The 19,217-nt window shown below is 52.2% G+C and carries 20 protein-coding genes; 19 read left to right on the top strand and 1 reads right to left on the bottom strand.

The annotated features are described in order from the left end of the window. Position 1: 1 nt before the first annotated feature. The 3 genes from AC0YOB_RS13780 (at position 2) to AC0YOB_RS13790 (ending at position 2,558) form a co-directional block, all read left to right on the top strand. Positions 2-883: a c-type cytochrome gene (locus tag AC0YOB_RS13780; protein WP_475793273.1), complete on the top strand. Its 882-nt coding sequence runs from the start codon at positions 2-4 to the stop codon at positions 881-883. A 139-nt stretch (positions 884-1,022) separates the two neighbouring features. Further along, entirely contained in the window at positions 1,023-1,607 is a 585-nt protein-coding gene (locus AC0YOB_RS13785; RefSeq protein ID WP_475793562.1) for a DUF1405 domain-containing protein, read from the top strand. Between the two features lie 42 nt (positions 1,608-1,649). Then, on the top strand, positions 1,650-2,558 hold the full coding sequence (locus tag AC0YOB_RS13790) for a sporulation protein YpjB (protein WP_475793274.1): 909 nt from the start codon (positions 1,650-1,652) through the stop codon (positions 2,556-2,558). 71 nt (positions 2,559-2,629) lie between these two features. On the opposite strand, the gene AC0YOB_RS13795 is transcribed toward AC0YOB_RS13790, so the two are convergent. Next, positions 2,630-3,496 (bottom strand): YitT family protein, encoded by an 867-nt coding sequence (locus AC0YOB_RS13795; RefSeq protein ID WP_475793275.1) that lies wholly within the window; start codon positions 3,494-3,496, stop codon positions 2,630-2,632. Positions 3,497-3,726: 230 nt separating this feature from the next. Here AC0YOB_RS13795 and AC0YOB_RS13800 point away from each other — a divergent pair, with 230 nt between their 5' ends. The 16 genes from AC0YOB_RS13800 (at position 3,727) to AC0YOB_RS13875 (ending at position 19,114) form a co-directional block, all read left to right on the top strand. Next, positions 3,727-4,062: a nucleotide pyrophosphohydrolase gene (locus AC0YOB_RS13800; protein WP_475793276.1), complete on the top strand. Its 336-nt coding sequence runs from the start codon at positions 3,727-3,729 to the stop codon at positions 4,060-4,062. A 53-nt stretch (positions 4,063-4,115) separates the two neighbouring features. Next, positions 4,116-4,658, top strand: a complete 543-nt coding sequence (locus tag AC0YOB_RS13805; RefSeq protein ID WP_210041366.1) for a tetratricopeptide repeat protein — start codon at positions 4,116-4,118, stop codon at positions 4,656-4,658. A gap of 7 nt (positions 4,659-4,665) precedes the next feature. Next, positions 4,666-5,469, top strand: a complete 804-nt coding sequence (dapB, locus tag AC0YOB_RS13810; protein ID WP_475793277.1) for a 4-hydroxy-tetrahydrodipicolinate reductase — start codon at positions 4,666-4,668, stop codon at positions 5,467-5,469. Between the two features lie 194 nt (positions 5,470-5,663). After that, entirely contained in the window at positions 5,664-6,083 is a 420-nt protein-coding gene (locus AC0YOB_RS13815; protein ID WP_210041363.1) for a methylglyoxal synthase, read from the top strand. Next, positions 6,083-6,778, top strand: coding sequence for a bacillithiol biosynthesis deacetylase BshB1 (gene bshB1 / locus AC0YOB_RS13820; RefSeq protein ID WP_475793278.1), 696 nt, complete (start codon positions 6,083-6,085; stop codon positions 6,776-6,778). Before AC0YOB_RS13815 ends, bshB1 begins: the two co-directional genes overlap by 1 nt. A gap of 85 nt (positions 6,779-6,863) precedes the next feature. After that, positions 6,864-8,024 carry an N-acetyl-alpha-D-glucosaminyl L-malate synthase BshA gene (bshA, locus tag AC0YOB_RS13825; RefSeq protein ID WP_475793279.1) on the top strand — a complete coding sequence of 387 codons (1,161 nt, stop codon included), beginning with the start codon at positions 6,864-6,866 and terminating at the stop codon, positions 8,022-8,024. A 2-nt stretch (positions 8,025-8,026) separates the two neighbouring features. Beyond that, complete coding sequence (locus AC0YOB_RS13830; RefSeq protein ID WP_475793280.1) at positions 8,027-9,394, top strand: CCA tRNA nucleotidyltransferase; 1,368 nt, start codon at positions 8,027-8,029, stop codon at positions 9,392-9,394. A 23-nt stretch (positions 9,395-9,417) separates the two neighbouring features. Then, entirely contained in the window at positions 9,418-10,398 is a 981-nt protein-coding gene (locus AC0YOB_RS13835) for a biotin--[acetyl-CoA-carboxylase] ligase (protein ID WP_475793281.1), read from the top strand. Between the two features lie 295 nt (positions 10,399-10,693). Further along, entirely contained in the window at positions 10,694-11,584 is an 891-nt protein-coding gene (gene panB / locus AC0YOB_RS13840; protein ID WP_475793282.1) for a 3-methyl-2-oxobutanoate hydroxymethyltransferase, read from the top strand. Further along, positions 11,581-12,462 (top strand): pantoate--beta-alanine ligase, encoded by an 882-nt coding sequence (gene panC / locus AC0YOB_RS13845; protein ID WP_475793283.1) that lies wholly within the window; start codon positions 11,581-11,583, stop codon positions 12,460-12,462. Before panB ends, panC begins: the two co-directional genes overlap by 4 nt. Positions 12,463-12,466: 4 nt before the next feature. Further along, a complete protein-coding gene (gene panD / locus AC0YOB_RS13850; RefSeq protein WP_475793284.1) occupies positions 12,467-12,850 on the top strand; it encodes an aspartate 1-decarboxylase in 384 nt (127 codons plus the stop codon). A 128-nt stretch (positions 12,851-12,978) separates the two neighbouring features. Beyond that, positions 12,979-13,737 (top strand): tetratricopeptide repeat protein, encoded by a 759-nt coding sequence (locus AC0YOB_RS13855; RefSeq protein WP_475793285.1) that lies wholly within the window; start codon positions 12,979-12,981, stop codon positions 13,735-13,737. Between the two features lie 26 nt (positions 13,738-13,763). Continuing rightward, positions 13,764-16,667 carry an ATP-dependent DNA helicase DinG gene (gene dinG / locus AC0YOB_RS13860; RefSeq protein ID WP_475793286.1) on the top strand — a complete coding sequence of 968 codons (2,904 nt, stop codon included), beginning with the start codon at positions 13,764-13,766 and terminating at the stop codon, positions 16,665-16,667. Then, positions 16,664-17,314, top strand: a complete 651-nt coding sequence (locus AC0YOB_RS13865) for a redox-sensing transcriptional repressor Rex (RefSeq protein ID WP_475793287.1) — start codon at positions 16,664-16,666, stop codon at positions 17,312-17,314. Before dinG ends, AC0YOB_RS13865 begins: the two co-directional genes overlap by 4 nt. After that, complete coding sequence (locus AC0YOB_RS13870; protein ID WP_475793288.1) at positions 17,295-18,596, top strand: amidohydrolase; 1,302 nt, start codon at positions 17,295-17,297, stop codon at positions 18,594-18,596. Before AC0YOB_RS13865 ends, AC0YOB_RS13870 begins: the two co-directional genes overlap by 20 nt. Positions 18,597-18,628: 32 nt before the next feature. Continuing rightward, positions 18,629-19,114 (top strand): cell wall elongation regulator TseB-like domain-containing protein, encoded by a 486-nt coding sequence (locus AC0YOB_RS13875; RefSeq protein WP_475793289.1) that lies wholly within the window; start codon positions 18,629-18,631, stop codon positions 19,112-19,114. Positions 19,115-19,217: the final 103 nt, after the last annotated feature.

Below are 19,217 nucleotides of genomic sequence, written 5' to 3' on the forward strand. Positions count from 1 at the left end.
AATGGCACATGAAAAGAAAACTGGGGAAAAGGTCGTCTTCGTTGGCGATTCGCGTGTTCGACAGCGCGTTCGGACTCCGGCCGTACCACCTGACTATTCCGCCTATCCGGGGAAATCGGAAGCCTTCATTCCGAACTTCCTGCTTAAAGAATGGATGGTCGGGGTTGTTGTACTCGTGGGTTTCCTCGTCCTGACGATTGCGGAACCGGCACCGCTCGGTTATCCGGCAGATCCGACGAACGCGGCGTTTATTCCGATGCCGGACTGGTACTTCCTGTTCCTGTATCAATTTCTGAAGCTTCCTTACGTTTCCGGAGGTTATGTTGTACTGGGAACTGTTGGTGTACCTGGTGTCGCATTTGGGGCGCTGCTGCTTGCGCCATTCCTCGATACCGGCAAAGAACGCCGTTTCTACAAGCGTCCAATTACTTCGATCCTGATGATTTTATCGCTGATCTCGGTTTTTTATTTGACGAAAACATCCTGGGATCATTATCAGCATGAGCTGGCTCTGACCAATACGGTTCCTGAGCATATCGTTCGTGAAGAGAAGGCCCGCGAGGCTGCCTCCAAAGGCCAGGAGCCGGGACAGGCTGAGCAGGAAGCGGCAAGCATTCCGCTGGTGGACGCAGATGATCCGGCTGTAGAAATTACGAAGAAAGCTCAATGTATTGCCTGCCATGGCGCAGATCTCAAAGGTAATGAAAGTTCCCAGGTACCATCGCTTCACGGCATTGGCGACATACTGACCAAAGAAGAATTGGTTGATACGGTAACCAATGGTAAAGGCGGAGGAAAAATGCCTGCCTTCAAGGATACTTTGAGTGCGGAAGAGATCGATCAATTAACAACCTGGCTTGCGAAGCAGAAGAAACCTGAGTAATACAGCTTGCATGATAAACCTGATCGGAAGACTCGATCAGGTTTTTTTTGTAAATCAATCCGACCTCACCAATGAAAGGGTGGCTTTCTTGTCTTCTCTCTCTTTTTTCTGGAGCAGATCGTTTTTGACCAACCGTGCCATGCTGTGGCTGCTGTTTGTCGTGAATGCGGCAGGAACGGTTTATGGCTACATATGGTACGGGAATCAAATCGAATATACCATCGAAAATAATCCGCTCTGGCAGGTGGTTTTCGTGCCGGACAGTCCGACTGGAAGCCTGTTTTTTACGTTGGCGCTCTTATTTTTGCTTTTCCCCAAAGCAGGAAGTCCTTCTTCGGCTTATATCGGACTTCGCTCCATCATCGAGGCGCTTGCGGTTCTGACTTCCTTTAAATATGGAATATGGGCGGTTACGATGATTGCTGCCGGCGCCGAACAGGGTGATGCGCTCGTGTGGCAGGACTATATGCTTGTTGTATCTCATCTGGGGATGGCGCTCGAAGGTCTATTGTTCGTGAGATTTATGATTTTCGGACGAACTGCCGCTGTGATTGCGCTTATGTGGATGCTCTTGAACGATATTCTGGATTACAGCAGTGATATCTTCCCTTGGCTTCCAAACGTGCTCGAAGATGATCTGGATGCGATTCGCAATTTCACTATCGGATTATCGATCCTGACTTTGCTGGTGACAAACCTGACGCTCAAATTTCGCAAGGTCTAAAATGGGACAGCCCTCCATAAAGTAATATTGGAGGGGATGAGCGTGAAATTATCGTTGTCAGGGTTAATAGTCGGCATCGCGGCGATGCTCATGGTTGTTGGATGCAGCGATAAAGGGCCAAACCAGGTCCAGCATGTACAAGCTGTGACCGGACTTGCCGGAAGTCTTCCCGCCTCGCTGGAATCTCTGCAGATGCTCTCGGAGGCGTTCTACACGGCTGCGAATAATGGCAACCGGCAGCTTTCCTATACGCTGCTGAGCAGGATCCGGCAGGCCGCAAAATCTTCGGAGATTCGTCAGCTGGGCAGTCAGACCGGTTGGAAATCATGGGATCAAAGTGTGAACAAGGTCATGGAAGACCTGACATATAACCGGACCAGCCCGGAATGGATAAACGAGGCTGCGAGGATGAAGCTTGCTGTTGATGTGCTGATCAATCCTAAAGCTCCGCTTTGGCTGCAGTATGAGGATGTGCTGCAGGATGACCTGCGCCGGGTTCATCTCGCCTGGAAGTCGCAAGGCAACGATCATGCATTGGCAGCACTGCAGCAGCTTGAAACCTACAGCCGGCATATAGATAGAATCGAAATGGCTGCTCTGATGCAGAGGCCAGAATTATTGAATACACATCTGCAGAGCAGTCTGGAATACATCCGGCATATGCTGGAAGCCAGCCGGCAGGGGAGCGGAAGCACTGCTGCTGTTTCGACAGCGCTTGCTTCGCTTGAAGAAGCGGCAAGCTCATTATTTGGCATCGATGAGGCGGAAGCAGCCATAAACCAGCATCTTCCGGTTATGCCTGACGATGTGGGAAGAGCTCCGGTTAGCGAGCAGCTGGCAGTGCTGTATATTTCGGCAATTGTGATGGGAATTCTGGCATTTGCCGGATGGCGCAGATATGCTTTTGAACAAAAGCACGGTACCACCCTTCCTACCAAAAAGCAGCGCTGACCAAATCATCAGGCAGCAGGGCTGTTACGGACACCTTCTAAGCCAAGGTATCCGTGACAGCCCTGTTTGCTTCATTTCTGCTGAAATCCTTCTCCAAGTACATCATGCACATCTGTTACAACGATAAATGCCAGCGGGTCCAGACTGTGTATGAGCGTTTTCAGCTGTCTTATTTCATGGCGGGCAACTACGCAGTAGACAACTTCCTTCTGATTCCCGGAAAATGCTCCTCTTGCCGGAAAAAGCGTCACTCCCCGATCCATTTCCTGCGTAATCAGTCTGGCCAGATGCTCGCCATCCTCCGTGAAAATAGAGAAGGCCTTGGCTGCATAAGCCCCTTCCTGTATGAAATCAATCACCCGGGAACCGATAAAGACAGCAACCAGGGTATACAGCACCTTCTCCTTCGAGATATAGAACAGGGAGGAGCCGATAATGGCCGCATCAAGAAATAAGATGATTTGTCCCATGCTCCAGCCCCTGTGCTTGGATGCAATCCGGGCAATGATATCGGCTCCGCCGGTTGTGGCGCCGAACCGGAATACAAGCCCCAGACCAAGTCCCAATGTTACTCCCGCGTAGAGGGCTGCAAGAATATAGTCGTTTGAAGTGCGGAAGGGAACGATCCAGCCGATGGCGATCAGCTTCTCGAGCAGAGCGAGAAAAAACGTCAGCGAGAGGGTCCCGAACAGGGAATAACCCAGCTGCGACCGTCCCAGGAAGCGCCAGCCTGCTGCAAATAAAGGAATGTTCAATACCAGGGTAGAGACCGACAAGGGCCAGTTGAACGCATAATGAAGCAGTATCGCTATCCCGGTAACTCCGCCCTCCATCAATTCGTTGGGAAGGATAAAATAGTGAAGTCCAAAGGCATAAATGGCGGTGCCCAGCATAATAACCGGCAGCGTCCGCAGCAGCGTTGACGTACGGAGGGTCATCGACTAAAGCTCCTTTCATATGTAATCATGCTTGCTTCACTAACCATATCGTATACACTCCGCAAAGAGAAGGGGGTCCGCAGCTTCAATCCAAAGTTGGGTTAGAATAGCGGTCATCGAGCCTGTACTTGCTAGTATGGCTAATTTGGGAACAATCAAAAACGTTGTTTTCAATCCCGCTTTGCGATAACATATGGAGTGAACCATGAGGGGCGAAAGGAAAGATAGCGATGACGGAGAAATCACTTGCCGAAATGCAGCGCGAGGTTGACAGATACATTTCGCAATTCAAGGAAGGCTATTTCAGCCCACTCTCGATGCTGGCCCGAATGAGCGAGGAAGTGGGGGAGCTTGCCCGCGAGGTTAATCATCGCTTTGGGGAGAAACCGAAAAAAGCGGATGAAGCCGACAACTCCATTGAGATGGAGCTTGGCGACGTTTTATTTATAGTCATATGCTTTGCAAACTCGCTTGGCATCGACCTTGCGGAGGCGCATGACCGTGTGCTGAGCAAGTTCAATACGCGCGATGCTGACAGGTGGACACGAAAAAACGTCGAACCGTAAACAGCTTCCGGACATATGCTGTACCATCACTCTATGTACAGGAGGATGGGCGGATGGACGGAGCTGAAAGTATTAAAAAAGCATATGAAGCCATCCTCGGCGGTGACTTTGAGCTTGCGATCGCTCGCTTCGAAGAGGCGATTGCGCTGGAGCCAACCAATGCGGCGGCATACTACAGATGCTCGATAACCTGCGCACGAAGCGGCAAATGGCCCAAAGCGCTGCAATATGCCGAGGAAGCCGTCAAGCTTGCGCCGGAACTGGAAGAGTATCGCTTCCATCTGCGCACGGTCCAGGCCAAGCAGCTTGTGAGCGATGCGGAGGAATTGCTTGCGCATACTCCTCAGGACACCGAATATGCCCTGAATATGCTGCTGGAAGCCTCGCGCCTCGATCCGCTTAATATGGAGGCGCTCCTGCTGCTGGGAGCCGCATATGTGTCACTCAATCGTTATGATGAAGCTCTCATATATGCGCGCGGGGCGCTGCGTCTTGATCCCGAGCATTCAGCCGCCAAGCGGCTGTTTGCCAATATAAAGCGGAACCGGCAGGCGCTGACTCGAGAACAGCGAAGAAAACGAAAAAGGAACAGGTGATGCAGCTATGACGCAGTTAATCAAAGTAGCCGTAACAGGCGCAAGCGGCCGTATGGGCAGGGAAGTTGTAAAAATGGTGCTTGAGGATGAGCAGCTTGCATTGGTCGCTGCCGTCGCACCGTCCGGAGGTCCGGTCGATGCCGGAACCCTTGTGGGACTTGGGCCTAGCGGGGTAGTGGTCTCGGCGGATCTGGATACGGCATTGAGAGAATCCGCTGCCGATGTGCTGGTTGATTTCACGGTGCCGCATGTGGCTTATCATAATACGCGCACTGCTATCGAGTACGGTGTACGACCGATCATTGGGACGACGGGCTTCACGCCGGAACAAATTGAAGAGCTGGATGGGCAATGCCAAAGCCGGGGGATAGGGGGACTCATTGCCCCGAATTTTTCGATTGGCGCCATACTGATGATGAAATTTGCCGCGCAGGCGTCCAAATATTTGCCTCATGTCGAAATTATTGAATACCATGGGGACCAGAAGCTCGACGCTCCATCAGGAACGGCAGTCAAAACAGCGGAGCTGATATCCGAGGTGCGCGATGAGCTGCGCCAGGGCAACCCTCAGGAGAAAGAAACCATTGAGGGCTCGCGCGGCGGCTACTACAACGGGTTCCGCATACATAGCGTACGCCTGCCAGGCGTATTTGCACAGCAAGAGGTTATTTTTGGAGGGTTTGGCCAAACGCTCAAAATTCGTCATGATTCCTATGACAGAGCCGGTTATATGCCGGGGGTGAGTGTTGCGGTTAAGAAAGTCATGACCTATACGGGACTCATATATGGATTTGAGCACATTATGGATTAACAACAACCTTCTTTGGAATATCAGAAAGGTTAGGCTGTGCCTGGACAAATTCGGATATTACAGAGGGAAGAAACCTGCATCGCCCACCGCCGCCAAAGCTGGCGCAGAACCGTTTAGGACATATTGCATGTCAACGGTCCTGCGCAATAGGCGAGAGCCGTTTCTTCTTGAATCGCGAGAGGAGAACGTTCAGGATGAATATCGCGTTTATCGCACACGATAGAAAAAAAGAAGAAATGGTCAATTTCGTCATTGCCTATGAGTATGTATTTAAAGACCATACACTTTACTCCACCGGTACAACCGGAACACGCATTATGGAGCAAACGGGATTATCGATTCATCGTTTTATGTCCGGTCCGCTCGGCGGAGACCAGCAAATTGGGGCGATGGTCGCGCAAAATGAGATGGATTTGATTATTTTTCTGCGCGATCCTCTCATGGCTCAGCCGCATGAGCCCGATATTATCGCCCTGCTTCGCTTATGCGACGTTCAAGGAATTCCGGTGGCGACCAATATCGCAACAGGAGAATTGCTGGTTCACTCGCTAGAGCGGGGGGAATTCGGATGGCGCGAATTGGTTCACAAATATAAACCTGGAGACCCTATATAATGGAAACCGTAGATATTCTAGCCTTTGGCGCGCATCCGGACGATGTGGAAATCGGGATGGGCGGAACGCTTGCCAAGCACGCGCACGCGGGCATCAAGGTCGCCATCTGCGACCTGACCCGGGCGGAGATGTCCTCTAACGGCACCGTAGAAACGAGGCGGCAGGAAGCTGCCGAGGCATCCGCGGTGCTTGGTCTATCCTCCCGCTCGTGTCTGGGAATTCCCGACCGGGGGATAACCGGCTCACAGGATCAGCTGGAAGCGGTTGTGACAGAAATCCGCCGGCTGCGGCCGCGAATCGTATTTGCCCCTTATTGGGTGGATCGTCATCCCGACCATACGGACTGCAGCAGGTTGGTGGAGGCGGCGGTATTCAATGCGAAGCTTCGCAATTTCCTGCCGGAGCTGCCGCCCGTTCAGGTGGAGCAATTGTACTTTTATTACATTAATGACAGCAGTGAAGTTTCTTTGATTGTGGATATCAGCGAGTTTCAGGAGCAGAAGCAGCAGGCGCTCCGCTGCTACCGTTCTCAATTCGCCCCCCCAGGAGAGGGAGAAGACCGGGTGAGCACACCGCTCACGGACCGCTATACACAGCGGGTGGAAGCACGGGACTTGCTGCTCGGCCAGACACGCGGCTATGCTTACGCCGAGGGCTTTGCAATCAAGACCCCACATCGGGTAACCTTATTTTAAACCAAAGAAGTACTGCAGCCGTTTCTTATTCAAGGTCATATGGTTACATAGATCCAAACATCAGCGTACAGCGGGGGTGTCAAAGGTGGAAAGACGTTTGAAAATCGGAATTACCTGTTATCCGACGTTGGGCGGATCCGGGGTTGTGGCAACGGAGCTTGGCAAATTGCTTGCTGAAAGAGGACATGAAATTCATTTCATTACGCATAGTGTCCCATTCCGGCTTGGCCATTTTCAGAAAAATATTTTTTATCATGAGGTTGAAGTGAACGATTATTATGTTTTCCGTTATCCGCCTTATGACTTGTCCCTGGCCAGTAAAATGGCTCAAGTAGCCAAAATGCAAAATCTTGATCTGCTCCATGTCCATTATGCCGTTCCTCATGCCATTTGCGCTTATTTGGCCAAAGAAATGGTGGGAGAAGGTCTAAAGACCGTTACAACGCTTCACGGTACCGATATTACCGTGCTTGCACAGGATGAATCGCTGAAGGATTTAATCCGCCTGGCTATTAATAAAAGCGATGCCGTCACTGCGGTCTCCAATGATCTTATTCAGGAAACCCGTGATCTGCTGGATATAAATAAACCGATTGATCTGACCTATAATTTTGTCGACAAACGGGTGTATTACCCCCGGGAATGTTCTTCGCTGCGCAGTGATTTTGTCGGCAAGAACGAAAAAATTCTCATGCATATATCCAATTTCCGGCCGGTGAAAAGGGTCAGTGATGTGGTGGATATATTTGCAAAGGTCTCGGAGCAAGTACCCAGCCGTCTGCTGCTGGTGGGAGAAGGACCGGATCTGCCCAAGGTCCAGCATAAAATCCGCAGTCTTGGGCTCGAGAACAAGGTTCATTTTCTGGGCAAGCAGGATGATGTGGCGCATGTGATTTCCATTGCCGATATTATGCTGCTGCCTTCGGAGAAAGAAAGCTTCGGTCTTGTCGCGCTTGAAGCCATGGCGTGCGGTGTGCCTACGATCGGTTCATTTGCAGGGGGAATACCTGAGCTTGTCACACATGGAGAAACCGGTTTTCTCTCCCCGATCGGGGATACGGAAGATATGGCGCACCATGCCATTCAACTGCTGCAGGATGAAACCATGTACCAGCAGTTCCGGGAAGCATGCCTGCATAGAGCGCGCACCCAATTCTGCAATGATCTGATCACAGCGGAATATGAGCGGATCTATTACCGGGTGCTTGGCATTGAAGCCGAAATTCCGGTTCCGGTGTGCGATTAATTGTGAGGAGTATATGGAACGAGTCCCTGACTGCTGCGCTCCCTGTTCTGCAAACCTTGGAATCCCATGGATTTGAAGCTGTATTTGTCGGCGGCTGCGTACGCGACTCGTTGCTTGGACGTCCCTTGAAGGATGTTGACATCGCCACGGCAGCAACGCCGGATCAGGTTATGGAGCTGTTTGGCAGGACGATCCCTACCGGGCTTCAACACGGAACGGTCTCCGTGATCCTGAACGATGAGTTGTATGAAGTGACAACCTTCCGGACAGAATCGGATTATGAGGGCTTTCGCAGACCGGCCTCCGTGCAGTTCGTCAGCGAGCTGGAAGCGGATTTGCAAAGGCGTGATTTTACAATCAATGCCATGGCTTTGCGTTCAAATGGGGAACTTGTGGATCCTCTGAACGGCATGGAAGATATCAGACGCGGTATTCTGCGCTGTGTCGGCGATCCCGATACAAGATTTCAGGAGGATGCGCTGCGAATGATTCGTGCGGTAAGATTCGCTGCCGAATTCAAGCTGCGGATTGCTTTGGGAACCTGGCGGGCAATGAAAAGGCACCGCGGCTTGCTTGTCCATATTGCCATGGAGCGGATTGGCGCAGAATGCGACAAAATGGTTGCCGGTGCGCAACCGGACAGGGCAGGGGCTTGGCTGATATCAAGCGGGCTGTTGGATTATACAAAAGCTCCCTTGCCTGCTGCCATGAAGGATCGACGATGGACTAGAACGGCCGGAGAGATCTTCGCTGATCTTCCACATATCGTGGACCTTGACGACCGCTGGGCAGCTGTTTGCATATCAATGGCCTTGTCCAGGCAGGACGCGCTGCAGCTGTTCCAGGCCTTCCGATTCTCTGTCAAACGAACGGCGCATTTGTCGTCCGTTATTGCAGTTCAGGCTTCGATGATTCAAGCAATTGAAGCCTGCCTGCTGCGGGAGGACATTAAGCGGGACGAGCTGGACCGCAAGTGGAAGCTGTTGATTCTGCAGCAGGGCAAGCCTGCCTGCAGCGCATGGCTGCGGATTTCAGGAGTGCTTCCTATGCTCATAGCAGGAGGAATTGACAGCTCTGAGAAGGGGAATTCTGATACAACTGATCACGGCAGGACGTTGACAGCCGAAAATGAAGCTCTGCTTGTTCATTTGGCTCATGAACTCTCTGCTCTGCCGGCAGCTATGCTGTCTGAGCTTGCTGTGGACGGTTCGGAAGTTCTTCAGCGGCTCCGGAAGCCTGCAGGGCCCTGGCTGGGACTGCTGTTAAACAGGCTTCTCCAGGCTGCGGCTTTCGCAGAAGTGGCCAACGAAAAGGAACAGCTGCTGCAATATGCGGAGCGACTATACAGGTCTAATTCACCGGAAGGCTGATCAAACGCCGGCAAGGAGCAGTTATGGATAATCGGATTATTGAGCTATTGGAGCAGCAGGAAGGCCGTTATTTATCCGGCGAAGTGTTGAGCCAGGATTTGAATATAAGCCGCACAGCGGTATGGAAGCATATCAAAAAGCTGGAAGCATTGGGTTATCAGATCGAAGCTTCGCGCAGACTGGGGTACCGGCTGCTCGGCAAACCTTCGAAGCTGACGATGCCTGAGCTACTGGACAAGCTGCGAGATACCTCTTTCGTCCCCTCCATCAAGCTGCTGGATTCAGTGGATTCGACGCAAAATGTTGCACAGCGGCTGGCTGAGGAGGGCGCGCCTGAAGGGACGCTGGTTATTGCGGAGCAGCAAACCAGCGGCCGCGGCCGGATGGGACGCAATTGGGTGTCGCCTTCAGGCAAGGGAGTCTGGATGAGCATGGTGCTCCGTCCAGGGATCCCGCTGCAGTTTGCGCCGCAGCTGACACTGCTTGCAGCGGTGGCGCTCTGCCGCGCGCTCAAGTCCATCGCACCGCTGGATATCGGCATCAAGTGGCCCAATGATCTGCTTATTGGAGGCAAGAAAATCAGCGGCATTCTGCTGGAGTCAACAGCGGAGGATGAACGGCTGCGATATGTGGTGGCCGGAATCGGGATCAGCGTGAATCTGGAGGAAGCGGATTACCCGCAGGAGCTCCTGGAGATTGCTACCTCCCTGCGGATTGTACTCGGCCGGCCTGTGGAGAGGTCTGAGGTTATCGCCGCTTTCATTGTGCAATTCGAGCAGCTCTACACGGTCTACCATAAGGAGGGCTTCACCCCGATACGCACGTTGTGGGAAGCGCTCGCCGTTACCCTTCATAAGCCGGCCAGATTGACCACGCCCTCAGGCGTTGTCGAAGGAATGCCGATTGGTCTTGACGACCGCGGGGCGCTGCTTGTGCAGTGCAGCGATGGTTCGGTAGTTCCCGTATTCTCGGCAGATATAAGCTTTCCGTCCGCGAACCGTTGATGGACGGGAAGACGTTTATTTGCTATACTCAAGGTATTCATCAAAGCTTGATTTCAGGGCGGTATCATTCTTGAAAAGAACCGCACCGATGGAATCAACTCATGGCAATCATAGTGGTTGTTTGATGTCTTTTGCATGGCAGTGCGTACTCTGCTCTGAGCCGTTAGGGACCGAGACAGAAGGAAGCCGCTTGTGGCAATCAAGACGTTCCTTTTTGGATGGGGACCTTTTTAGCGGCAGCTGAAAGGTTTTTTTGCGTTTATAAGCATACTACCAAGAAGGAGGAAGAAAGCTCATGAAACAACCGTTGACTATTACGAAGTTGAAAAAAATGAAGCAGAGCGGCGAGCCGATTTCAGTGCTGACTGCCTATGATTATCCATCCGCCAAGCTGGCCGAGGAAGCCGGCATCGACGTTATTCTCGTCGGCGATTCCCTGGGCAACGTTGTGCTTGGCTACGATACGACAATACCTGTAACACTGGATGATATGGTGTACCATTCCAGGGCGGTGGCCCGCGGTGCGCAGAATACCTTTATTGTAACGGATCTTCCGTTTATGACTTACCGGCTGGGCAGCGAGACGACGCTGCGCAATGCGGCCAGACTTTTGCAGGAAGGCTATGCGCACGCCATCAAGATGGAGGGCGGCGCTGACATCGCCGAGGAGGTTGCAGCCTGCGTACGGGCCGGCATACCGGTTATGGGCCATATCGGTTTGACGCCGCAATCGGTCCATCAGCTCGGAGGCTACAAGGTTCAAGGCAAGCTTCCGAAGGAAGCCCAGCAGCTGATCGATGATGCCAAGGCACTTGAAGCAGCAGGCGCGTTTGCTATTGTGCTGGAGCTTGTAACCGAGCAACTGGCGGAAGCCATCTCGGAAGCCCTGACCATTCCGACCATTGGAATCGGCGCCGGGCGCGGCTGTGACGGGCAGGTGCTGGTCTACCATGATATTCTGCAGTATGCCTCACCCTACCGGGAGAAACGCTTTGTCAAAACTTACGCGGATTTGGGTACGACTGTGCGCAATGCGATCGGAGCGTATGTTGCGGATGTGAAATCCAGGGCGTTCCCCCAGCAGGAGCATGTATTTTTATCGGAGCAGGAGCCGCTTAAGCACTTATACGGAAGCAATTCGTCCACTTCGGAATCAGCCGGGAAGAAGGAGACGAAGATCCCATGATCGTATCCACAACCCTGAATGAACTAAATCAGCAACTCAAGCAGCGAAGACGCAAATATCCTGATGAACAAATCGGACTTGTGCCCACGATGGGCTTTCTTCATGACGGGCATGCAAGCCTGATGAAACGGGCCAAAGAGGAATGCGGCTATGTCGTCTTGTCCGTATTCGTTAATCCGCTCCAGTTCGGTCCAAATGAGGATTTTGACCGTTACCCCCGCGACCGGGAACGGGATACTGCGATTGCGGAAAACAACGGAATTGATTTATTGTTTATGCCAAGTTTGGAAGAGATGTATCCGAAGAAACCGCTGACCAAGGTTTTGATCAGCGAGGTAACGGAGCGGCTGTGCGGCGCCTCAAGGCCGGGCCATTTTGACGGAGTGGGAACCGTGGTCAGCAAGCTGTTCAATTTGATCCGGCCGGATCGGGCATACTTCGGAATGAAGGATGCGCAGCAGGTGGCGGTTGTGGAGCGGATGGTATTCGACCTGAATATTCCCGTGGAGATTGTCCGCTGCCAAACGCTGCGCGAATCCGACGGGCTGGCCATGAGCTCGCGCAATGTGTTTCTGAATGGGGAGGAGCGTGCCCAGGCTGTCATTTTGTTCAAGGCGCTGGAGCAGGCAGAGGGCTGGATAGCTGAGCCCGGCATGACGGCTCCCGAGCTAAAAAAGCGCCTAAGCGCTTTTATCGGACAGGCGCCGCTTGCCGAAATCGACTACGCCGAGCTGCTGGAATTTCCTGATTTGAGCGAGCCAGGTGCGGATATGGAGCTCAAAAGTTATCCCCATGCGCTTATTATTGCACTGGCTGTCAAATTCGGGAAAACCCGGCTGATTGACAATCGTATCGTGGAACCGTATGGAGGTGCTTAAAACAATGTTTAGGACAATGATGAAATCAAAAATACACCGGGCAACCGTCACGGAAGCTAATCTGAATTATGTAGGCAGCATCACCATTGATGAAGATTTGATGGAGCTGTCCGACATCTGGGCCAATGAAAAGGTGCAGATCGTCAATAATAATAACGGCGCCCGTCTGGAAACGTATGTGATTCCCGGGCCGCGCGGCTCCGGTGTGATCTGTTTGAACGGAGCAGCGGCAAGACTTGTGCATCCTGGAGATAATGTGATCATTATCTGTTATGCTATGATGAGTGAAGAAGAAGCAAAAATCTACAAACCTAAAGTCGTCATCGTCGATGAGGCCAACCGCCCTGTGCAGACAATGACGGAAGAAATTCACGCCACAATTTTGTAAGCTGTCCAATCCTCGCCGCATGCAATGCCAAGCCTGTGTAACCTCTGGGATGGGGTATGAAAACAGGGGCCGGGGCAAAGAATGAGCATAACAAATTCACGATATCAAGTGAAGGTGGGATGCAGGCGATGATTAAACAGGTGTTTGGAACGCTGCATGAAACGTTGGACGAAATTATGATTCATTATCCTCATGCAAATGCCGAACAAAAAAAACAATTGGATGAAAAGCTTGCTTTCCTGAAGGAGTTCAGCGACTGCTTCATTGAGCATTGGCTGCAGTTTGAAGAGAAAATGGCTGATTTCCGCGAGCTGCAGTCCGCTCAGCTTCAGGCTCCGGCTATGACGGCTGCCACAGCGCCTTCTGAGGAGCTTGCAAGCCTGCAGGAAGCCGAGAAGTACCTTCACCTGCAGCAGCATCCGTTTGCTCCTTCTGAAGCGGCTGTGTGTGCTGCACAAGATGCGGCCGGAGAGAATGACGAGACAGCTTCAGAGCAGGCCATGACCAGGGGCGAAGGATACTTTAAACTGTTTATGTTCAAAGAAGCTGCCGAGCATTTTACCGAAGCTCTGCATTATTCACCCGAGCATAATGAGGCAAAGCTTTTTCTGGGAATGTCCTTTATGCATCTTCAGGAATGGCACGAGGCCCAGCGGCATTTTCAATTGCTTGTTGAAATAACGGATAATCCCAAATGGCGGGCTCTCGGGCTCAATGCGCTGGGATGCATACAGGCTGTCAGAATGAATTTGGAGCAGGCTGAGCGTTATTTTGTAAAAGCGCATGAATCCGATCCCGAATTTCCCGATCCCATCTCCAATATCAAGTCCTGCCAGCAGCATTCGGCCGGCCACTTGTCGTTATATTTCGGGAGCGGGCAGCTTTAGTTTTTGCGAAAGGACGTAATAGCCGGATGAATTATGCGGTACTGGATTTGGAAACGACCGGACATAGTGCCGGCGATGAGATTATACAGGTTGGACTTGTTATTATAGATGAATCGATGCAAATATCCCGTTCTTATAATTCATTCGTCAAGCCCACCATTGCGATCCCGCCATTTATTACCCAATTAACCGGAATCGATGAATCCATGGTTCAAGATGCGCCATCGGTGGAGGATGTGCTCCTTGAGCTCATTCCTCTTCTGGATGACGCTGTCCTGGTCGCGCATAATGTCGGCTTTGACGCCGGTTTTCTGAGCTCGGCGCTCGACCGCAGCGGCTATATGCCTTTTGCCGGAAGAAGACTGGATACCATCGATTTGCTGCGTGTCCTGTATCCGACTCTTACCACGTATCAGCTGGGTGCGGTTACTGAATTATTCGGCATTGATCATGATCAGCATCACCGGGCCGACAGCGATGCAATGGCTACGGCTGAGCTGTTCATTGAATGCTACAAGAAGCTGGAACAGCTGCCGCTTATGACGCTTGAGCGGCTAGTCAGCTTATTTGATGACGATATTGACGATATGGCCTGGTTTATCGGGCAAATGGTAACGCTTAAGGAAATGCAGGCTTCCGTAGATCTGGATGCTTATACGTACTTTCGCCAATTTGCCATGAAGGCGGGTGACTGGACGGAGGAGCAGCCTCCACGAAGCGAGGCGGGTGAGGCGGAGTCGGTTCATGACTGGTCGTTCGATGACTTTTTGACGCATATAAAAGATGGAATTCGCGCTCTGAATCCCGGTTACGAGGAGCGGGAGCCCCAGAATATGATGTTTCAGGAAGTGATCGATGCCTTCGAGCACGACCATCATTTGATGATAGAAGCAGGCACAGGCACGGGGAAATCGCTGGGTTATTTGATACCGGCTCTCTACTATGGTGTCCAGCAGGGCAAGAAGATAGTCGTCAGCACACATACCATTAATCTGCAGGAACAGCTCCGCCAACGCGATCTGCCGCTGCTGCAATCCGTTATGCCGTATCCTTTCAGGGCGGCTGTTTTTAAAGGCCGCGGGAATTATCTTTGCCTGCGAAAATATGAAGCCAAGGTGCAGACGCAGGATTTTGTTTCGCGCAACGAAGACAGGATCACGGCGGCTCAGATGGTGGTATGGCTGAGCGAGACGGAGCATGGCGACCAGGAGGAGCTTAATTTCGGCAACAGGGGCAGCGATTTTTGGAGCACGGTATCAAGCGATGCCGACTCCTGCCTTAACCGAAGCTGCCCATGGTTCAAGCGCTGTTATTACCACCGGGCCAAGCAGGAGGCCAACATCGCGGATGTGGTGATCACGAACCACTCCATGCTGTTTACGGATATCCGCGCCGATCACCGCCTGCTTCCCGGTTACGATCATCTGATTGTGGACGAGGCGCATCATTTGGAGGAAGTGGCGGGCAAGCATCTGGGAACCCAGGTTTCCTATCATACCGTTCAGCATCCCATTGGCCGCTTGTGCAAAGATGCGCGTAATGGCCAGCTTATTCAGCTTAGGCACAAGCTGTCCAATGAAGATATGGAACGTACGGCCAAATGGCGGGAGCAAATCGACGAAGTCGTTCCCGTATTTGGGGAACTCCGCGATGAATGGGATCGCTTGTTTGATATGCTGTTCACCTTTCTGGGCTTCGGTGCGGCAGGCGGCAAACCGGGAAGCGCATTGGCTCAGGAGGCTTCAGGCGAATCCGGCCAGCTGGTACTGCGTCTGCGCAGCAGCCAACTGCCGGGTCAATGGTCGGAAGCACAGGCTGTGGAAGAGGTTGTCCATGGTTATCTGAGCCAAATTATCCGGCCATTGGATAAGCTCTTCACAGAGATCAAAGAGGAGCTGGATGATTCGGGGATTGCCGCGCTTGTTACGGATTTGAGCGGCACGGTCAAGGATCTGGCCAGAGCAAGGGATGATCTTCGCCAGTTTATGAAGGCCGACAAGAAGGAAATGGTTTACTGGATCGAAGCGAATAATAACTATCGGGCCAAGTCCATTCATTTGTACGCCGTGCCTGCCAATGTCAGCGAGCAGCTGCGCAATTATTTTTTTGATTTGAAACGGAGCGTTGTGCTGACCTCGGCAACATTGTCGGTGCAGAAGTCCTTCCAATATGCCTGTGAGCAGCTGGGCCTGAACCAGGATGAACAAAGCGGACGGCTTAAAACGGTTCAGCTGCCATCTCCATTTAATTACCGGGACCAGGCGCTGGTCATCATTCCGCGCAATTTTCCCGTATTGAAAGGAGCGGCGGGCGATCCGCTGTTTAATGAAATGCTGATCAAATCACTGGCCGAAGCCGCTATCCAGACAAAGGGGAGAATGCTGGTTCTGTTTACCTCCTACCGGATGCTGCGCCAGGTCTATGATCCGCTCAAGGAATTGTTGGCTCCAAGCGGAATTCAACTGCTTGGACAGGGAATTGACAGCGGGAACCGCAGCAAGCTTACGCGCAGATTCCAGCAGCAGGCGGCATCGGTGCTGCTGGGAACGAGCAGCTTCTGGGAAGGAGTCGATATTCCCGGCGATGCGCTCACCTGCCTGGCTATTGTGAGGCTGCCTTTTCAACCTCCCAATCATCCGCTCGTTGAAGCCAAATCGGAGCTGCTGCAGGAGCAGAAGCAGAATCCATTCATGAAACTGTCCATTCCCCAGGCGGTTATCCGTTTCAAGCAGGGGTTCGGGCGGTTGGTCCGCACCAACCGGGACCGGGGGATTGTCCTGATCTATGATACACGGGTCATCGATACGTATTATGGCAAGTATTTTCTTTACTCGCTTCCAGGGCCGAAGATTGAGCATATGCATTTGGAACAGATCGTTCCGCGAATCGGGGAATGGTTGTCCGTAGGTCAAGAAGGGGTGAAGTCATGAAGAAAATATCCGAAGCAGTCGTCCGCAGGCTCCCGGTTTATTTGCAGGTTCTCAGCGATTTGAGCAAGAGGGACGTGCAGACGGTTTCCTCCCAGGAGCTTGGGAACAAACTGGATCTGAATCCGGCCCAAATCCGCAAGGATCTCGCCTACTTCGGTGAATTTGGACGCAAGGGGATCGGTTATGATGTATCCTATCTGATAGAGAAAATTCGCCAAATCCTCAAGCTGGACCAAGGTTTGAATGTCGGACTTGTCGGTGCCGGCAACCTGGGTCGGGCTTTGTGCAATTACAATACGTATTTAAAAGATAATATGAAAATTACCGCTGTTTTTGACGCTAATCCGGCCATGATCGGGGTAGCGATCAACAGTCTGGTCGTCATGCCCATGGATCAGTTGAAGGATATCGTCGTTGCCCGCAATATCCGCATCGGCATCATTACGGTACCTGCTGCAGAAGCGCAGAATGTAGCGGACGGATTTGTGGAAGCCGGTGTGGAGGGCATTTTGAATTTTGCCCCCACGATTCTTCGCGTCCCGGAGCATGTTCGCATCCATTATGCCGATTTTACGACGGAGCTGCTCAGCTTGGCCTATTACCTGGAAAAAGAAGGGAACGAAACGGATGAACCGGTTATGGATTGAGAACGGCACCTTTGTGACAATGAACGATAAGGCTCCCGTGTTGAAGGGGCATATGGTGGTTGAAAATGACCGCATCACTTATCTGGGCGAACAGCCGCCAAGCCCGCTGCCGGAAGGTGCGCTGCGTATGGACGGAAGCAGCCTTATCTTCATGCCTGGCCTGATAAATACGCATGGTCATGCGGCAATGTCGCTGCTGCGCGGCTACTCGGATGATCAGAATCTCCAGGTATGGCTGGAGCAGAAGATGTGGCCAATGGAGGGCAAATATATCGATGAGGATACCCGGTGGGGAACTTCGCTTGCCGTGATTGAGATGTTGAAATCCGGCACCACAACCTTTGTGGATATGTACGACCGGATGAATATCGTGGCCGAGGTTGTGGAGCAGTCGGGTATCAGAGGGGTGCTGACGCGCGGCGTTATCGGCTTATGCCCGCCGGATGTGCAGACGGCCAAGCTGGAGGAAGCCAAGAGCTTCGCCAGAGACTGGAACGGCAAAGCGGATGGACGGATTACCACGATGATGTCGCCGCATGCACCCTATACTTGTCCTCCCGATTATATTGAACGCATTATAGATGCGGCGCATGAGCTCGATGTCCCGTTACATACCCATATGTCCGAGACGGCTGCAGAGGTGCGGCAGAATGTCAATGACTACGGCTGCCGCCCTGTCGAGCATCTGGATAAGCTCGGGTTCTTCGCGCGTCCGTCGTTCGTTGCGCATGCCGTACATTTGACGGATGAGGAAATTTCGCTGCTTGCCGCGAAAAATGTCGGTGTTTCGCATAATCCGGCCAGCAATCTGAAGCTCGCTAGCGGTGTAGCACGCGTACCGGAATTGATTCAGGCAGGTGTTACGGTTTCCTTGGGGACCGATAGCGCAGCCAGCAATAATAATCTGGATCTGTTCGACGAGATCCGGTTGGCCGCTTTGATTCATAAAGGCATCTCCGGCGATCCCACCGTTATTCCGGCGTATGAGGCTTTGAAGCTGGGAACTGTGAACGGCGCGAAGACCGTATGGCAGGAGAAGGAGCTGGGCACGCTCGAGGTTGGCAAGAAAGCAGATTTTATCGCACTTGATGCGGAGCAGCCGCATTTTTATCCGCAGACCGATTTGGTTTCCCATCTGGTGTATGCCGCATCGGGCCGCGATGTGAAGCATGTGTGGATTAATGGCAGGCAGGTGGTTTCCGGCGGTGTTTGCCTGCTCATGGATGAGGCTAAAATACGGGCTGAAGCACAGCAAAGCTTTGAAAGGCTGCTCCATCGGTAATGCGGAGGAACCGTCAACGGCGACCGTCCGTCATGAGCAAGGGCAAGTGGTTCCTGTTTGGTATCGTGATCGTCATTCTGATCCTTGTCGGATTGAACACGTACTACCGCTCGGTGCAATCCTCGCTCTGGGAGGAAGAACGCAGCATAGAAGCATCGGCGGTAAAAGCCGGTGAGCTTAAGGAAGCAACCGATTCACACAAGTTTGTCTGGGATCAGCCTGTTTGGGTTGTGCAAGGAAAGGATCAGGACGGCGATGACGCTTATGTATGGATGACGAAGGAGCCGCTTAAACTCAAAGCCAAAGAAGGCGTGTCCGAGTCGGAGATCAAATCCCGTTTTCTGCAAAACAAACAGGCGGCGGAGCTCTATCATATTAAGCTCGGAATGCTGGGAGGAGAGCCGGTTTGGGAAGTGTTTTATTCCGGCAAGCAGGCGTCCGCGCAATATAATTATTATGATTTTTATAAATTCAGAGATGGTTCATTCATCATCACTTATACATTATCATCTGGATAAACACCTCTTAACAGGGAATGCAGCCGCAATCGGGCCAGGCATTCCCTGTTTTTTCTCATGCCTATCGGGCTGAAAATATGATATACTATCGTATAGCAAAGAT

The sequence above is a fragment of the Paenibacillus sp. JT31N17 genome (assembly GCF_056269255.1).

What these genes read in the sequence shown, in the direction of transcription:
- bshB1 (WP_475793278.1), top strand. Translation starts at nt 6,083, where the DNA reads ATGGAAACCGTAGATATTCTAGCCTTTGGCGCGCATCCGGACGATGTG.
- AC0YOB_RS13795 (WP_475793275.1), bottom strand. Translation starts at nt 3,496, where the DNA reads ATGACCCTCCGTACGTCAACGCTGCTGCGGACGCTGCCGGTTATTATG.
- AC0YOB_RS13815 (WP_210041363.1), top strand. Translation starts at nt 5,664, where the DNA reads ATGAATATCGCGTTTATCGCACACGATAGAAAAAAAGAAGAAATGGTC.
- dinG (WP_475793286.1), top strand. Translation starts at nt 13,764, where the DNA reads ATGAATTATGCGGTACTGGATTTGGAAACGACCGGACATAGTGCCGGC.
- AC0YOB_RS13870 (WP_475793288.1), top strand. Translation starts at nt 17,295, where the DNA reads ATGAACCGGTTATGGATTGAGAACGGCACCTTTGTGACAATGAACGAT.
- panB (WP_475793282.1), top strand. Translation starts at nt 10,694, where the DNA reads ATGAAACAACCGTTGACTATTACGAAGTTGAAAAAAATGAAGCAGAGC.
- AC0YOB_RS13805 (WP_210041366.1), top strand. Translation starts at nt 4,116, where the DNA reads ATGGACGGAGCTGAAAGTATTAAAAAAGCATATGAAGCCATCCTCGGC.
- AC0YOB_RS13875 (WP_475793289.1), top strand. Translation starts at nt 18,629, where the DNA reads ATGAGCAAGGGCAAGTGGTTCCTGTTTGGTATCGTGATCGTCATTCTG.
- AC0YOB_RS13785 (WP_475793562.1), top strand. Translation starts at nt 1,023, where the DNA reads ATGCTGTGGCTGCTGTTTGTCGTGAATGCGGCAGGAACGGTTTATGGC.
- panC (WP_475793283.1), top strand. Translation starts at nt 11,581, where the DNA reads ATGATCGTATCCACAACCCTGAATGAACTAAATCAGCAACTCAAGCAG.
- panD (WP_475793284.1), top strand. Translation starts at nt 12,467, where the DNA reads ATGTTTAGGACAATGATGAAATCAAAAATACACCGGGCAACCGTCACG.
- AC0YOB_RS13835 (WP_475793281.1), top strand. Translation starts at nt 9,418, where the DNA reads ATGGATAATCGGATTATTGAGCTATTGGAGCAGCAGGAAGGCCGTTAT.
- dapB (WP_475793277.1), top strand. Translation starts at nt 4,666, where the DNA reads ATGACGCAGTTAATCAAAGTAGCCGTAACAGGCGCAAGCGGCCGTATG.
- AC0YOB_RS13780 (WP_475793273.1), top strand. Translation starts at nt 2, where the DNA reads ATGGCACATGAAAAGAAAACTGGGGAAAAGGTCGTCTTCGTTGGCGAT.
- AC0YOB_RS13855 (WP_475793285.1), top strand. Translation starts at nt 12,979, where the DNA reads ATGATTAAACAGGTGTTTGGAACGCTGCATGAAACGTTGGACGAAATT.
- AC0YOB_RS13865 (WP_475793287.1), top strand. Translation starts at nt 16,664, where the DNA reads ATGAAGAAAATATCCGAAGCAGTCGTCCGCAGGCTCCCGGTTTATTTG.
- AC0YOB_RS13800 (WP_475793276.1), top strand. Translation starts at nt 3,727, where the DNA reads ATGACGGAGAAATCACTTGCCGAAATGCAGCGCGAGGTTGACAGATAC.